Raw genomic sequence first — 16,099 nt, forward strand, 5'->3', positions numbered from 1 at the left:
ATTGCGGCGCGAGGCCGCTTCCCACAAATGGATGGCAATCCGTTGCGGGCGTGTTCCTATTGGGGGATCTGCCATGGCGTTGTTGATAGGAAAGTTCATTTGTTTGTTGGCCTGCTACTTTGGCGGGCTGGCCCTGGGCGTACTTCTGCATGAGCTGGGGCATGCCTTGGTGGCGCTGTTGGCGACGCGTCAGCGGGTGGAACTGGAGCTGGGGGGCTCTGGCGGGCGAAGCCATCTGCAGCTGGGAAGGCTGTCCCTAGTCCTTCGCTCGCGAGGCTGGCGCTATGGGGCGACGCGCTACGAGCGCAGCAAGGAATCGCGGGCCGCTCAAGCTGCGGTGGCTTTGGGCGGACCCCTGGCGAGCTTGATGGCGGTGCTGGGGTTCGCTTACTTGATGCTTAGCTCTCAAGTGGGCAGCTGGATGTGGATTGTGGCCTTGGGGGTGGCTATCGCCAATTTCCGGATCTGGCTCGTAGCGGTTTGGCCGATTGAGTACCGACCGCAGGGAGAAGGAGGCGAGCTTTGGGTCAGCGATGGTTTGGACCTGTGGCGCTTGCTGACAAATAAGCAGAGCTAGCGAAAGCGCTTGCTCTTGGTGGGCTGGGTAGGGCTCGCTGTCCCAGCGAGCCGCGAGCGAGGTTGCCAGTTGCGGTCCGCTGGGACAGCGGACCCTACCTCGGGGTGCCCTTATCCGGTGGAGAAATGGATTCTTGTCAGCTTTAAGCTCATTCAAGGGAGGGTATGGAAATTGCTGACCGAAATTTATGGGATTGCACTCAATTGGTGGTTTACCAGAAAACGGTCCCTGAATGCCGAACGATACGACTATGAGCACCATTTTAATCGTGGATGACGACGAAGAGATCCGCTACTCGCTAGGACGCGTCCTAGGCAGTCGCGGGTACCAGATCGAAACGGCCGGCAGCGGCGAGGAGGGTATCGAGAAAATCAAAGCGGGACTGAAGCCGGACTTGATCATGTGCGACGTGCGCATGGGGGGCATCTCGGGGATCGAGACCTTGCAGCACATGCGTTCGGCCAGTTCCAGTTTGCAGATCGTCTTGATGACCGCATTCGGCACGGCCCAGACGGCAATCGAAGCGATGAAGTTCGGGGCCTACGACTACATCATGAAGCCTTTCGACGTAGACAAGGTGATCGAGATCGCGGAGAAGGCGATCAGCTCGTCGAAGGACATGAAGTCCGCCAATAAATACGAGAAGAAGGTCAACTACGACGACTACAAGGAAGGCATCGTGGGCAATTCGCCTGCCATGCAGGAAGTTTTCAAGGTCATCGGCCAAGTGGCAGCCAGTGACGCGACGGTCTTGGTAACCGGCGAAAGCGGTACCGGTAAGGAGCTGATCGCCAAGTGCATCAACCAGCACAGCCTGCGTTCCGGCGGCCCCTTCGTAGCGGTCAATTGCGCCGCCATTCCGGATAATTTGATCGAGAGCGAGCTCTTCGGCCACGAGAAGGGGAGCTTCACGGGAGCGACGACGCAGCGCATCGGACGCTTCGAGCAGTGCGATCGGGGCACCATCTTTCTGGACGAGATCGGCGACATGGCTTTGGCCACCCAGACCAAGATTTTACGCGTTTTGCAGGAGGGCGAAATCCAGCGAGTGGGTAGCACGGAGACCATCAAGGTGGACGTGCGCGTCATCGCTGCGACCAACAAGGATCTGGAAAAGATGGTGAAGGAGAAGGAGTTCCGCGAGGACTTGTACTATCGCCTCAATGTCTTTCGCATCCGCGTCCCCGCCTTGCGGGAGCGCAAGGAAGACATTCCTGACATCGTCGATTTCATGCTGCAAAACCTCGTCAAGGAGCGGAAGGCGCGTGTCACGCGAGTGTCGCCCGACGCCTTGAACGCTTTGGTTTCCTACGCTTGGCCGGGCAACGTGCGGGAGCTCGGCAACGTGGTGTATCGCAGCGCGGTCGTTGCCCAGGGCGATGCGATCCTGATGAAGGACCTGCCGGATACCATCCGCGGCATTTCGGAGGAAGGCCCGGTAGCGGCCGCTGCTCCAGCGGTCGAGCCGGCGGCAGTAAGAGCTGAATTGGCGCCCGCAGAATCGTCTCCGGAAGGGAGCGATAGCCCGGAGCCTCTCGCAGAAAAAGGGGCGGAACCGATAGCGTCGGCGCCTGCTCCCGCAGTCCCTGCGGCGGAGCCGATGCCGATCTCGTTGCCCGCCATCTACGACAAGCTTTACCACGAGCTGCGCGAGCGTCAGGAGATGCGGATTTTGACTTTGATCGAACGTCAGATGATCCAGCGGGCCATCACCGAAACGGGAGGCAACCAAGCCCGGGCGGCGGAAATTCTGGGCATCACCCGCAATACGCTGAAGAAGCGTCTGGACGAATATTCGGCCGAGTAGGGAAGGTAGGGCTCGCCAAGGTAGGGCTCGCTGTCCCAGCGAGCCGCGAGCGTTGTTTGCGGATTTGCGTGTTGCGGTCCGCTGGGACAGCGGACCCTACCTGTCGGGCGCGATGAAGTGGGGCCAGTCTTGGCTGTGTTTGACGAGTCCAGCTCGGACGGGATTTTCTCGGATATACTGCGCCTTGAGTTCCCAGTTTTCATCGTTGCGGATGCGGTGGTCGAAGAAGTTGGTCTGCCAGTCGATCGAAAGAGTGCGGGCTGTGTACCGTTTCCAATTTGCGATAGTTTTTGTCATCGAATCTCGACTGGGGAATGCGATAAGGGCGTGGAGGTGGTCGGGCATGAGCAGGAAGAGACGGCAGTGCCAAGTGTGGCGCCGGTGGTAGAATTGAACGGTTTCGAGCAATTGTTGCGGGAGATCGCCGGCGGTCAGTCCGGGCTGTCTCGGTCTCGTTGGCAGATCGTGATAAAGTAAAGCTCTCCGTCTTTCACCCAGGAGGGCGGAACGTGATTCAACGTTTTGCGGCGAGGCAGGGGCATGGCGTTTTGTTCCTCTCGGAATTGGGATGCCCTGGCAAGCGCCTTGTCGCCAAGGTCGGGCTCGCTGTCCCAGCGAGCCGCTGGGGTTGTTTGCGGATTTGCGCGTTGCGGTCCGCTGGGACAGCGGACCCTACCTTGGCTGCAGACGGGCTGCGTGTTTTTTGGTTGTCAGCTCTGAATAAATCCATTGCCAAGGTTGCCCTTATGACGACCGCGTTGATGTTTTCCGGACAAGGCGCCCAGAAAGTGGGCATGGGCAAGGACCTTTACGAGAACAGCGAGATTGCTCGCGCTCTCTACGACAAGGCTGACGAGATTCTCGGCTGGAAGATCACGGATCTCTCCTTCGAAGGTCCGCAGGAAGCTTTGACGGAAACCAAGGTCTGCCAAGTGGCTCTTTTCGTGCACGGCTATGCGGTGTACGAGATCATGAAAGCCCAGGGCAAGCTGGGCGACGTAAAGGTTGCCATGGGCTTGAGCCTTGGCGAAGTGACGGCTTACACGGCAGCGGGCGTCTTCGATTTCGAGACGGGCCTCAAGGTCGTGGCGGAGCGGGCTCGCCTGATGCAGGAGGCGTGCGAGGCGACCAACGGGTCCATGGCAGCTGTCATCGGCGTGGAGCGCGACGTGGTTGCGGCGTTTTGCGAGGAAATGGACGTGGAGATGGCCAACCTCAATTGCCCTGGCCAGATCGTAATTTCGGGTGAAGCTTCCAAGATCGCGGCCGCGGTCGAGGCAGGCAAGGAGCGCGGTTTCCGCCGCGTGATGCCGCTCGACGTGGCGGGCGCTTACCACAGCCGCTTGATGATGCCAGCTCGCGAAGGCTTTGCGGCCTACTTGGCGGAGGTTGAGTTCAAGGCTCCGCAGTTCACGGTTTTCACGAACACGACCGGCAAGGAAGTTTCCGAGCCCAACGATCTGCGCGAAGCTTTGGTGAAGCAGGTCGTATCTTCCGTGCTTTGGGAGGATTGCCTGGTCAACGCGGCTGCTGGCGGCGTGGACCTCTTCTGGGAACTCGGCGTGGGCGGAGTGCTCAAGGGGCAAGTCAAGCGTACCAACAAGGATTGGGCGAACGCGGCCTTCGAGACTTGGGCCGACTTGGAAGCTTAAGCAGGTCTCCTTAGGAGAGGGGGTCCGCTGCGGCAGCAGACCCTGCCATCGGGACGCAGTTGTATCCTGACCGTCAGACGCTTCGGCGCTTGCCGGGGCGAGGGATTTCGTTTGGCTTTCCTCCGATGTACCCGGCTCCTAAGCGATTTCTAGCCTACTCATTTCTTCTAAGCTTTTCCGCCGTTTGGCTACGGGCTCACGACGCGGTCTACTTGCCCGCTTTCGAGGTTGCGGGGCGGGAAAGCTCCTTGCACGGCGAAGCGTCGAGCGCGTCGCAGGGCTTCGTGGGAGCAGACGAGTTGCAGCTTTCCCTTGGCGAGGGGAGCGGGGGGCTGCTGGAGGCGGTGCCCGGGATGGTCGCCACCCAGCACAGCGGTTCCGGCAAGGGCAACCAGTATTTCCTCAGAGGCTTCAACCTCGACCACGGCACGGATTTCGCGGTTTCGGTGGACGGCATGCCGGTGAACATCGCCTCGCACGGACACGGGCAGGGCTACGCCGACTTAAACTTCCTCATCCCGGAGATGGTTTCCATGGTCTCCTACTTGAAGGGCCCCTACTATTCGATGGTGGGCGACTTTTCCTCGGCGGGTTCGGCGAGCCTGCAACTGCGTGATTTGGTGGAGCGGGACTTTGCGGAAGTGGGTATTGGCGAATATGGGCAGCAACGCTTCGTGTCGGGCGTTTCCCGGGAGCTGGCCGGCGGCGATAGCCTGTTTGGCCTCGAGTTGGAGAACAACGACGGTCCTTGGGATCTGGACGAAAACCTCAGGAAGCGAAACGGATTCTTTCGGTATTCGAAAGGTAACTACGATCAAAAGTTTTCCCTGACCTTCATGGGCTACGATTCCAGCTGGACGGCTACCGACCAGATCCCCGAGCGGGAAGTTGAATCGGGGCGTCTGTCGGATTTCGGTTTCGTGGATCCAACGGTTGGCGGCAGGACCAGCCGCTACAGCCTCTCGGCCAATTGGAAGCGAGATCGTGGACACGTGCGAACTTTTGCCACGGCTTACGGAATTCATTACGACATGAACCTGTGGTCGAACTTTACCTACTTCCTCGACGACGAAGAGGATGGCGACCAGTTCGAGCAGGCGGACCGGCGGCAGACCTATGGCTTGAGTCTGGGCAAGGTTTTTTATTACCAAGAGCTCTGGGGAAAGCAGGTGAACCATACCGTGATTTTGCAAGGCCGGTGGGACGAGATCGACAAGCTGGGGCTTTACAAGACGCGGGAACGGAGTCGGTTGGAAGCGGTACGCGAAGATGCGGCCAGCGTGGTTTCGACGGCCCTAGCCTACGAGGCGACCCTCGATTGGACTGCCCGCTTGAGGAGCCAGGTCGGGATGCGTTGGGATAGGGTTGACGGCGAGGTGCAAGCCATCGGAGGGCTCGCTTCCCGTAAGGCGGGCGACGATATCGTAAGCCCGAAGGCGAACTTGATTTTCACGCAGAACGACGCCTTTGAATGGTACGCGAGCTTTGGCGAAGCCTTTCACAGCAACGACGTTCGCGGCATGGTGGATGGGGCCGATCCCTTGGCGGGCTCGCAAGGGAGCGAGCTAGGTCTGCGTTACCAGATTCCCGGCAAGCTGAACGCGTCGCTGGCGGTGTGGGACTTGGACCTCGACTCGGAGCTGCTCTATGTTGGGGATGCCGGTACCAACGAGATTTCAGGCGCCAGCGAGCGGAACGGAGTGGATGTGGCTGTTTACGCTGCCCTGAGCGGGAACCTAAGCATGGACTTGGACTACACCTGGAGCGATGCCCGCTACCGGGACGCGGCGGCTGGCGAGGCCTTCATTCCTGGAGTGGTGGAGGAGAAGCTGGGCTTGGGAGCGGTTTACCGTTTTGGCGAGGACTACGATGTTTCCCTGCGCTATCGCTACTTCGGAGGCCGTCCTTTGGATGAAGCGGGATCCGTGTTTTCGGAATCCTCGGAAACGGTTTCCTTGCAAGTTGCGGGACGCTTGTCGGATTGGGAGTGGACGGCGCAGCTTTCGAATCTGTTCGATTCGCGGGATCCCGATATCAGCTACTACTACGAATCGCGCTTGCCGGGCGAACCGAGCGGAGGAGTAGCGGACATTCATTCCCACGTGATGAAGCCGCGTCGCTTGCAGCTTACGCTGAGGCGTCTTTTTTAGCTTCATCACCCTTTTGCGGGGAGACGCTTTTGAGCGCAGGGCTGGCGCTCGCGCCACGCCGCAAGGCAGGATATTCGATTAGGGATTTGCGGCACGTCGCGAGCGACGGCCCTACAGGTAAACAGTCATTCCACTGCTTTGGGTCGTTTTGTTCTTCGAAAAATGGGGTCCTGCCAGCTTTGGGTTAATTCAAAGACAGACCATTGCGGAAATGGCCTGGTGCCGCGATTTCGCTTCGTCCAAGCGATTAGCTGGTCGGAAGCGGAACGGTTGTCTTGTCGACGAAGATCATGAAGGGCGGATGCCAGCGGCCGGAGGCGTCGCGATAGGTGACGCGCACCCCGTAGCCGTCGGGCGGAAAGCGATTCAGGATGGGGGCCGCGAGAGTGAGAGCGGACGGGTCCTCTCTATTTCGCTCGAAGGTGTAGTTGATCACGACGTCGTCTTCCCTGCCGAGTCGAGTATCCAGGGTCTGGATAAGCATCTCACCTTCTGTATTTAGAATTTGGATAAGCTCTGGCGCCGCCTCTAGAAATTTGCTTTTCCATTCTGGAAACGCGGAGGGTTCGAAGAGAACGCCGTTGGAAGGCCGAGGATCGGTGGAAGCCACGGCGGTAGAGCGTGACATTTCCAGTTCTGCGTCGATTCGGTTCCTGCGGACTTGAATCTCAAGGGTGATCTCGAAGGTGTCGTGGCTGAAAGCGCTGCAGCAAAAGAGCAGAGATAAACTGAGGAGAAAAAAGCGTGTCATTGGTTTTGGGATACGTCGAAGCGGGGTACGTGACCACTCTTACTTTAAGGCGTTATAGAGGCAAATTGACAGAATTTTGACTGTCTGAATCAGCTGGATTGGAGTTTTCAAGCGGTGTGTGTGCCAATCGACATGCTGCCGCTCCGAGCGGTTGCTCATACCCGCAAAACTTTCATCCCCTTGAGTCTGCAAAGACCCTGTTTTTCGTACCTGTATACATTCTAGCACTACGCTAGAGCCTCTTAGTTTTATACCTAGCCCTATGTTTAGAACGCCGCGATTGATCCGTGGGATAGCTACTGCTTTGACTGCATTTTCGGCTATCTTGATTGCCCAAACATACGCCCAGCCGCACCAGTTGGAGTATCTTGACCGGGGAGTAGTGGCCGTGAAGGCCAACGAATCCCAGATCTACGTTTCCTGGCGCTTGCTAGTCAGCGACCCGGAGACGGTCGGCTTTAACGTGTATCGCTCCTCCGGTGGGGAACCGGCGGTTCGACTCAATGGGTCTCCGTTGTATGCAACTACGGACTACATGGACAGCGCTGCGGATCTCGCCGTAGACAACACCTACTTTGTGCGAACTGTGGTTGACGGTGTGGAACTGGCAGCGAGTCGCTCTTTCGAGATAGCGGCGAACGCTCCGGTCCAACAGTACCTCAGCTTGCCGCTTCAGATTCCGGAAGGGGGAACTACGCCGGATGGAGTCAATTACAGCTATTCCGCGAACGACCTTTCGGTGGGCGATCTCGACGGAGACGGCCGCTACGAAATCGTCGTCAAGTGGTACCCTTCCAATGCGAAGGACAATGCCCAGTCGGGGCATACGGGCAATTGTTTGCTCGACGCTTACACCTTGGAAGGAGAGTTGCTTTGGAGAATCGATCTGGGCGTCAACATCCGCTCGGGTTCCCACTACACCCAGTTCATCGTGTATGATCTCGATGGAGACGGGATCGCGGAGCTCGCTTGCCGCACCGCGGAAGGGTCCAAGGATGCGAGCGGCGCATTTGTAGCTGCTCCCGAGAATTGGTTTGGAGAAGTTCCTCCGATAGACCACACCGCTGACCGTCGCAATTCCAGCGGATACATCTTGGATGGGCCTGAATTCTTGACGGTCTACGACGGCCGCACGGGCCTGGAGCTTTCGTCTACGCTCTACGAGCCCCAGCGTGTACCGGGCACCTTCTTCCCGAGTCCTGCGGAAACGGAAGCGATCTGGGGAGACGGATACGGAAACCGTATCGACCGTTTCTTGGGTACGGTGGCTTACCTCGATGGGGAGCGTCCTAGCCTTGTAATGTGTCGTGGATACTACACGGGCAGAAACGGGGTTCCGGGCCGTACCGTTTTGGCCGCTTATGATTGGCGCGATGGGGCGCTCACCAAGCGTTGGGTTTTCGACACCTACAACAATCCAGAGAACGACGCATATCGTGGTCAAGGCGCCCACAGTTTGACGGTGGGCGACGTCGATGGTGACGGTCGGGACGAGATCGTCTACGGCGCCTGCGCGATCGACGACGACGGTACTGGACTTTATAGCACAGGCATTGGTCATGGTGATGCCTTGCATCTTTCAGACATGGATCCAGATCGCCCTGGTTTGGAGGTTTGGATGCCTCATGAGTCGCCCTCAAGCTACGGCGAGTACGGATCCGAGCTGCACGACGCGGGCACGGGCGAGGTTATCTTTGGGGTTTCGGGCGAAGGTTCGGATGTCGGACGTGGCGCTGCTGCGGACATCGACCCCCGCTACCGTGGATACGAGACCTGGGCGTCGCGGGGCGGCATGCATAGCATCGCCGGCCAGTCGATTGAGACCAATGGGCTCCCTTCCATGAATTTTCTCGTATGGTGGGATGCGGATCCTCTTCGCGAGCTTTTGGACGGGACTCGGATCGACAAGTGGAATTGGGATCTCGGACAGCGCGAATTGATGTTCACGGACACGGGCATCGCTTCCAACAATGGCACGAAGGCGACTCCGGCTTTGAGCGCTGACATTTATGGGGACTGGCGCGAAGAGGTAATCTGGCGTTCGACCGATAGCTCTGAGCTACGCATTTACAGCACGGTCATTCCTGCCGTCAGCCGCATGACGACGCTCATGCACGACCGGCAGTATCGCATTGCCATCAGCTGGCAGAACGTCGCTTACAACCAGCCGCCGCACCCAAGCTTCTTCGTGGGGCATGGGATGGCGACACCTCCGAAACCCGACTACTATTTCGCCAGCAGCAACCAAGCTCCCTTCGTCAGCATGGTTTCGCCCAGCGAAGGCGCGGTGTTCGAAGAGGGAGAAGTCGCTTCCCTGGTCGCTGAAGCGAGCGATGCCGATGGCGTGGTGGAGCAAGTGGACTTCTTCCAAAACAACAGTTTCCTCGGAATGGATCTCAGCGATCCTTACACCGCATTGTGGGATGCTGCCAGTGGTGGCTCTTATCTGTTGCGAGCCGTCGCTACTGACGACGATGGCGCTCAATCGATTTCGCTACCTGTCACTGTGACAGTGGGTCATACGGAGACGCATGACGAAGCAACGGCCTCGATGGGGTGGACCCCGTTGCAGTCGAGCCTAGAAGGGTATCGAGGAGATGGATACTTAGCGTTCAGCCGCCCATGGCACTTCATCGAGTTCACTAACCTGGATGGCGGGCTGCTCGCTGGGGAGAAAACGCTTAGAATCCGTTACAGCGCGGGCCGCCCCGGCATGAATCCCTGTTTCTTGACGGTGAACGGCGTGCGGCAGATGATTCAGCTCCCTTCCACCGGTTCTTGGACGGAGTGGGCGACGTTTGAAGTAAAGGTACCTCTGAATAGTGGGGCTGTGAATACAGTCCGTCTGCAAGCTCGCGGTGGTCAGACTATGGTTGACGAGCTCACGGTGGCGGGGATCGTTCGCAATCAAGACCCAGAGCTGCAACTGATCGCTCCCGCGGACGGCATGACATTTGCCGAAGGGGTCGATATCCAGATTCGGGTGGAGGCTCAGGACATCGGAGGTGAGATTGCCTCGGTCGAATTCTTTGCCGGCGAGCTGTCTCTAGGCAGCGTCAGCGAAGCGCCTTATCAACTCGTCTGGAATGACGTTGGCGAAGGGCTGTACGCTTTGAAAGCTACCGCTACGGACGACTTGGGCGCGACAGCTGAATCAGCCGAAGCCGTGGTATTGGTGAACAATCCGCCCAGCGTCTCGATCAGTTTCCCGAGCGATGGCGCTTACCTGCCGTCTGGCGAGGTGGTGACGATCACAGCTGAGGCTGACGATGGGGTGGGTAGCATTGCCGCGGTAGACTTCTTCGAAGGCGAAACCCTTCTCGGGAGCGACACGGAAGCACCCTATGCGGTCGACTGGTCGAGCGAGGTGGAGGGACCGTACTCCTTCTTCGCAGTGGCGACCGATAACCGCGGCGCCTCCACCCAATCCCAGCCTGTGGAGCTGATTGTGAACCCAGCTGGCTACAGCGTTGTTTATCAAGCGGAAGACGCGACGCTAAGCGGCGACTCTGTTGCGGAATCCTCGAACGACGGTTTCAATGGAACGGGATACGTGAACTCGCCGACGGATGGAGGTTCCATCCTGTTTGAAAACGTAGATGGCGGTTCGGGCAGCATGGCGATCTTGCGTATCCGTTACGTGCTCGGAGCGGCTGCGTCTCGTACGGGTAGCCTGACCGTCAACGGCATGACTCAGAGTATCGAGTTTCCACCTACAGGTAGTTGGACGACCTACGCGACGATGGATCTGCCGTTCCCGTTCGACGCAATGGAGTCGAACACGATCGAGATTCGCTCGACCGGAGAGGATCTTGCCAATATCGATGAGATCGCGGTGCTTGGCTTGCAAAGCGAAGCGGATCGCACCTACCACGCGGAAAACGCTTATGCGGAAAACGTTTCACTGGAAACGAACAACCTCGGCTACAACGGAACCGGTTTCTACAATTTCCCAAGCGCTGACGGAATTCTCGAATTCCGCGATATCGACGGCGGTATTGGCGGAACCATTACAATGCGAGTTCGCTATGCTCTGGGAGCTTCCGGCTCTCGCGTAGGCACTCTCACCATCAATGGCGTTGAATCGCCCATCGACTTCCCATCGACGGGAGGCTGGACCAATTACGACACGATTGAGTTGAGCGTCAGCTTGTTGGCAGGTCCGCAAAACACTATCCGGATTGCCTCCATCGGAAACGACCTTGGGAACGTCGACGAAATCGTGCTTTCGGGAATCACTCCTAACGATATCCCGGAGGTTACGCTTTTGACGCCGACCGATCTTGAACAGGATCCCGCGACCCTGTTCCTCGTGGGCGATTCCACGGTGGCCTCCTACGGTAGCAGTTCCTATCCGCAGCGAGGCTGGGGGCAAGAGTTGCAAGCCTTTCTGTTCGATGGCGAATTCGAGGTAGTCAATCGAGCCCGCGGGGGACGCAGCTCGCGCAGCTACATCGAAGAAGGCCTCTGGGACAACGTAAAGGCAGAGCTTTCCCCGGGCGATTACCTGATGGTCCAGTTTGGCCACAACGACCGGGACTGGTCGAAGGAAGAGCGCTACACGCCACCTGAAGACTACAAGGTTTACCTCGCCCAGTACGTCAACGAGGCGAGGGCGCTCGGAGTGGAGCCCATCCTCGTGACTCCCATGGTGATGAACGCCTGGAGAAATGGGGCCATGCGTAACGTATTCACCGAGTCAGGAAACGACTATGCAGGCTCGATGAAAGAAGTGGCGGCCGAACTTGGGGTTCCCCTGGTGGATCTCAATGCCAAGTCGCATGCCTTCTTCAGCGCGCTTGATTACGACACCGCAGGCCGTTTCTACTTCAACACGTATGTAGCGGGTGAATACCCGAACTTCCCGAACGGTAGCGGCGACGGGACCCACTTCCAGGAGATGGGCGCCTTGCTCATGGCCAAGATGATCGCCGAGGGGCTTCGCGAGCTGCAAGCTGATCCAGTCGCGGGCGTCCTTGCCGACGCTTTGACCGCCCAGTATCCGATCTCGATCAAGGCCAACGATCCTTCTCTCGGTCGCGTTTCGCTGAGCACGGAGCTTCCGGAAGGCGTGCAAGTGACTTTGAAAGCGCTGGCTGCCGAAGGGCAAAGTTTCGTCAGTTGGAAAGACGGCCAAAACAATCCAGTTACGGAAGAGAACATCCACACGTTTGAGATGGGTCCCGAGGCAGCGTCGTTTATCGCTTACTTCAACGACGAGACTCCAGTTGGTCCACCGGCTCCAGGCGTGAAGCTTCCTGCAGGAGTAAACGCGACCGCAGGTTGGAAGCTGGGAGACCTGATGACTTTCACTGCGGAAGCGAGTGACCCGGACGGGGAAATCGTGAAAGTCGAGTACTTCGCCCGCGATACGCGCATCAAGATCGGGGAAGCTACGGAAGCTCCTTATACCTTCGACTGGATCGTGGAAGGCGGTACCTACGATGTCTGGGCGGAAGCCATCGACAACCACGGCGCCCGCGGAGAGTCCGAGCCTTACTCCGTCAGCATCGATATTCTCAACGAGGTGCCAACGGTCGCGATCTCTAGGCCGTCCACGGGTGAGGTATTCGTGGAAGGGGAGAGCTTGATTATCGAGGCCTTGGCCAGCGATCCGGATGGCTCGATCCTACGTGTCGACTTCTACGCGGACGGCGAGTTGCTCGGGTCGGATAGTGAAGCTCCGTATTCAATGAATTGGGACAACCTGGAAGCGGGACCTCGCACCGTAGCCGTTCAGGCCGTAGACAACTTTGGCGAAGCGTCCAGCCTAGTGGAGCGAGCGGTAGGCGTGCTCTTCTCGGAGGGCGGTTCTTTGATCCAAGAGGCGGAAGACGGCATCCTTAGCGGAAACTTCGTCGTGATTGACGATGAAGCAGCCAGCGGCGGAAAAGCGGTCGATGCGATTGGTGGATCTGGTCAGGATTGGGTCGAGTTCCGCTTCAACGTGGAAGTCGCTGGCTTCTACCACATCCGCACCCTCGTACGAGCGATTGATGGTACGCATGATTCCATGTTCGTGACCATCGATGGAGATACCGCGACAGAGCACACTTGGGATACGGCCCGTTCGTCTGCCTTCATCGAAGACTACGTGAAGAATCGTCGCGGCGAAGATCCGGTCGAAGTCCTTTTGGAAGCCGGCGCCCATGTGGTTCGTTTCAGCTACCGTGAAAACCTGCAGCTTGATCTTGTCGAGCTGAAGCTCGATCGCGAGCGACCTGCGAACTTCGCCCCTGAGGTTGCCATCAACCAACCCACTGCGGGGCATGTTTTTGCGGCTGGCGAGTCAATCGAGCTCTCAGCGACCGCGGCCGACGCCGATGGGGAGGTTGCTCGCGTGGAGTACTACGTGAACGGCTCCAAGATCGGAGAAGCGAGCGTGGCTCCGTATTCATTAATCTGGGACGGTGCTGAAAGTGGCAATCACAGCCTCGTGGCGATTGCCACCGACGACCAAGGGGCCAGCGCCACTTCCGAACCGGTTGAAATCTCGGTCCTGTTCGCAAGCGGGGGTGAATCTTCCCAAGAGGCGGAAGGAGCCGTAGCTGTTGGTTTGATTACGGTGGTGGACGATGCTGGCGCCAGCGGCGGTCAGTTCATGGCGTTCCATGACCCGGAGGCCACGGGCATCCAGTCGGGCGTTGCCTACCAGATCGTAAACTTGGGCAGCGGACACGCGGTCGAAGCGAATGGTCGGGCTGTCTCCCAAGCGGTTGTCGATGGTTCGGCCGCTCAAAAGTGGATACTCACCGAGAACGCTGACGGATACTACAGTGTCATTTCCGTGGAGACGGGCGAGGCGCTGGACGAGTACCGCGGCGGATCGACCAATGTGGGGACTTGGACTTTCGGCGGGGCCTCCAACCAACAGTGGGGATTCGTGGAGGACGGTGGCGCCTACATCGTGAGCGCCCGGAGCAGTTCCAACGTGTTGTCGGTGGAAGAGCCGATGGATGCTGATGGATCGAATGTCTACCGTACGGCCGACGGCGGCAGCGATTACCAGCGCTGGGCGCTGGTCGCGGCAAGCAGTGGAAGTGGGCCTGAATCGAACTACTTGGAATTCCGTTTCAACGTGGAAGAGGCCGAAACCTACAACCTATCGGTCACTTACCGAGCGCTCGATGAGAACCGCAATTCGGTCTACGTCTCCGTAGACGGAGGGCCTGCGGACCAGTACCTCTGGGAAATGCCGCTGACAAGCGGTTTCGAATCGGCGCTCGTTACTCCAGTCGGCCAGGATGAAACGCTTGAGCTGGAATTGGCCGCTGGGCCTCATGTCGTGCGACTTGGATACAGCGAACCCGTTGACATAGACCAGGTGGAGCTGGTGCTCGATCCAGATATCGGAAACGGCCGTACTTACCAGTTCGTCAACGTCGGCAGCGGCAAGGCGCTGCAGTCTACGAGTCGCGCGGTCACGCAGGGCGACAACCTGTTTGCCGATTCGCAACAGTGGGTCGTTGAGGAACTCTCCGAAGGGGAATACAGCATTATCCTGAAAGGCACCTCCGAAGGATTGGACCACTATATCAACGATGGCAACATCGGCACTTGGACCTTCAACGCGTCCAAGCCGAACCAACGTTGGAGAATCGTCGAGGTGGAAGCGGGCAAGTACACGCTGTCGCCGGTCGATAGCGATGCGTCCATCGTAGCCAGCGTCTCGTCGACTGCGGACGGCGCCAATGTCGCTCCCGCTGCCTACGTCGCAGATCCGCTCCAGCAATGGCTGATCGTGGCTCCGGGCGTTGCGGAACCCAAGGCCCATACCATCTACACGATTGGCGACTCCACGGTCGCGAATTACAGCGCCGGCTACTACCCGCAAACCGGATGGGGGCAGGTCCTCGGCGGTTTCTTCGACCCTGAGGTGGAAGTGAAGAACCGGGCGATCGGCGGCACGAGCTCGCGCAGCTTCTACAACAACCATTGGGCGACGGTGCGCGACGAGTTGAAAGAGGGAGACTTCGTCCTGATTGGCTTTGGCATCAACGACCGGGCGGCTGACGAGGAGCGAAATACCACGGGGGAGGAATTCAAGGAGTTCCTGACTCTGTTCGCTGCGGAAACGCAAGCAGCGGGAGCGATCCCTGTATTGGTTTCTACAGTACGGCGCAATGCGTGGAATGGAGAGTGGAACGGGGGAGACCCGACCACGCTGTATGATTCCTACCACGAGCATCCAGTGATGACTCGGGAGCTAGCGGGAGAACTCGGATTGCCCTTGATCGATCTCGACCTCGAGGCGGGCATTCTCATGGAGTCGCTGGGACCAGACTACACGGGCCCCTTCATGTACATGAACCTAGGTGCGGACGAATACCCGATCGGCGCCAAGGCCGATGACGTTCATTTCCAGGAAATGGGAGCCATCGAGATGGCGCGACTGGTGGTCGAAGGTATCGAATCTCTCGATACGGATCCGAATGTGAGCGCCTTGATCGAATGGATCGAGCCATCTTACGAAGTGGCGGTGAGCAGCAACGACGCCTCCATGGGAATCGTCACGCGCACCGCGAGCTACCCCGAGGGTACGAACGTTACCGTCAAGGCCTTGCCCGCCGATGGATACGAGTTGGTTCATTGGGAAGATGCGAGCGGCGCGGTGGTGTCCACCGATGCCCTTATGATCTTCACGATGGGCGCCGAGCCGCTCAGCTTCCACGCGGTTTTCGGCGAGTCAGCTCCGGTTGAGCCGGATGCGGCGACGGGTATCCTTCCCGGCGAAACCTACACCATTGCGAACCTTGGAAGCGGGCTTCAGCTGCAGAACGCCTCCGGGCGCGAGGTCACTCAAGGCGCGGAGTCCGGGGCCGCTAACCAGACCTTTGTCCTAAGCAAGCTCGAAGACGGTTACTGGACAGTCACCTCGGTGGCGAACTCGGAAAATTTGGATACCTACAACGGCAACCAAGTGGGGACCTACGTTGCGAGCCCCACAAACCCCAACCAGAATTGGACGATCGTCCTCGAGGGAGGGGCCTACCGTTTCGAATCGCGCTCAAGAGTCGGAAGCGTGTTGTCGGTTGACGGCGACAGCCTCGACGACGGGGCCAATGTCGGTTGGACGGCGGACGCGGGGAGCGACTTCCAGCGCTGGACGCTGTCGATCGTAGAATGATTGCTTGCGAGAAAATGATTGGGACTGCCCCTGAG

Annotated in this window: 7 protein-coding genes; 5 read left to right on the forward strand and 2 right to left on the reverse strand. The window is 58.6% G+C overall.

Features of this window, described 5'->3' with window-relative positions; translation table 11 throughout:
* Both IEN85_RS10000 and IEN85_RS10005 read left to right on the forward strand, forming a co-directional pair.
* Positions 1 to 577 (forward strand): M50 family metallopeptidase (locus tag IEN85_RS10000; protein ID WP_224772554.1); only part of this gene is annotated, 577 nt, incomplete at its 5' end.
* A gap of 250 nt (positions 578 to 827) precedes the next feature.
* Positions 828 to 2,384, forward strand: a complete 1,557-nt coding sequence (locus tag IEN85_RS10005) for a sigma-54-dependent transcriptional regulator (RefSeq protein ID WP_224772555.1) — start codon at positions 828 to 830, stop codon at positions 2,382 to 2,384.
* A gap of 96 nt (positions 2,385 to 2,480) precedes the next feature.
* Here IEN85_RS10005 and IEN85_RS24770 read toward each other — a convergent pair whose 3' ends face one another.
* On the reverse strand, positions 2,481 to 3,050 hold the full coding sequence (locus tag IEN85_RS24770) for an REP-associated tyrosine transposase (protein WP_191616979.1): 570 nt from the start codon (positions 3,048 to 3,050) through the stop codon (positions 2,481 to 2,483).
* An 80-nt stretch (positions 3,051 to 3,130) separates the two neighbouring features.
* Here IEN85_RS24770 and fabD point away from each other — a divergent pair, with 80 nt between their 5' ends.
* On the forward strand, positions 3,131 to 4,036 hold the full coding sequence (fabD, locus tag IEN85_RS10015; protein ID WP_191616961.1) for an ACP S-malonyltransferase: 906 nt from the start codon (positions 3,131 to 3,133) through the stop codon (positions 4,034 to 4,036).
* Positions 4,037 to 4,161: 125 nt separating this feature from the next.
* Positions 4,162 to 6,186, forward strand: coding sequence for a TonB-dependent receptor (locus IEN85_RS10020; protein WP_191616962.1), 2,025 nt, complete (start codon positions 4,162 to 4,164; stop codon positions 6,184 to 6,186).
* Positions 6,187 to 6,433: 247 nt separating this feature from the next.
* Here the strand turns inward: IEN85_RS10020 and IEN85_RS10025 are convergent, their stop codons facing one another.
* Positions 6,434 to 6,937, reverse strand: a complete 504-nt coding sequence (locus IEN85_RS10025) for a hypothetical protein (protein ID WP_191616963.1) — start codon at positions 6,935 to 6,937, stop codon at positions 6,434 to 6,436.
* A 262-nt stretch (positions 6,938 to 7,199) separates the two neighbouring features.
* Between IEN85_RS10025 and IEN85_RS10030 the strand changes: the two genes are divergently transcribed.
* Positions 7,200 to 16,064 carry a rhamnogalacturonan lyase family protein gene (locus IEN85_RS10030; protein ID WP_191616964.1) on the forward strand — a complete coding sequence of 2,955 codons (8,865 nt, stop codon included), beginning with the start codon at positions 7,200 to 7,202 and terminating at the stop codon, positions 16,062 to 16,064.
* Positions 16,065 to 16,099: the final 35 nt, after the last annotated feature.

It is taken from the genome of Pelagicoccus enzymogenes (genome assembly GCF_014803405.1).
Classification (GTDB): Bacteria; Verrucomicrobiota; Verrucomicrobiia; order Opitutales; family Opitutaceae; genus Pelagicoccus; species Pelagicoccus enzymogenes.

What these genes read in the sequence shown, in the direction of transcription:
- IEN85_RS10005 (WP_224772555.1), top strand. Translation starts at nt 828, where the DNA reads ATGAGCACCATTTTAATCGTGGATGACGACGAAGAGATCCGCTACTCG.
- IEN85_RS10025 (WP_191616963.1), bottom strand. Translation starts at nt 6,937, where the DNA reads ATGACACGCTTTTTTCTCCTCAGTTTATCTCTGCTCTTTTGCTGCAGC.
- IEN85_RS10020 (WP_191616962.1), top strand. Translation starts at nt 4,162, where the DNA reads ATGTACCCGGCTCCTAAGCGATTTCTAGCCTACTCATTTCTTCTAAGC.
- IEN85_RS10030 (WP_191616964.1), top strand. Translation starts at nt 7,200, where the DNA reads ATGTTTAGAACGCCGCGATTGATCCGTGGGATAGCTACTGCTTTGACT.
- fabD (WP_191616961.1), top strand. Translation starts at nt 3,131, where the DNA reads ATGACGACCGCGTTGATGTTTTCCGGACAAGGCGCCCAGAAAGTGGGC.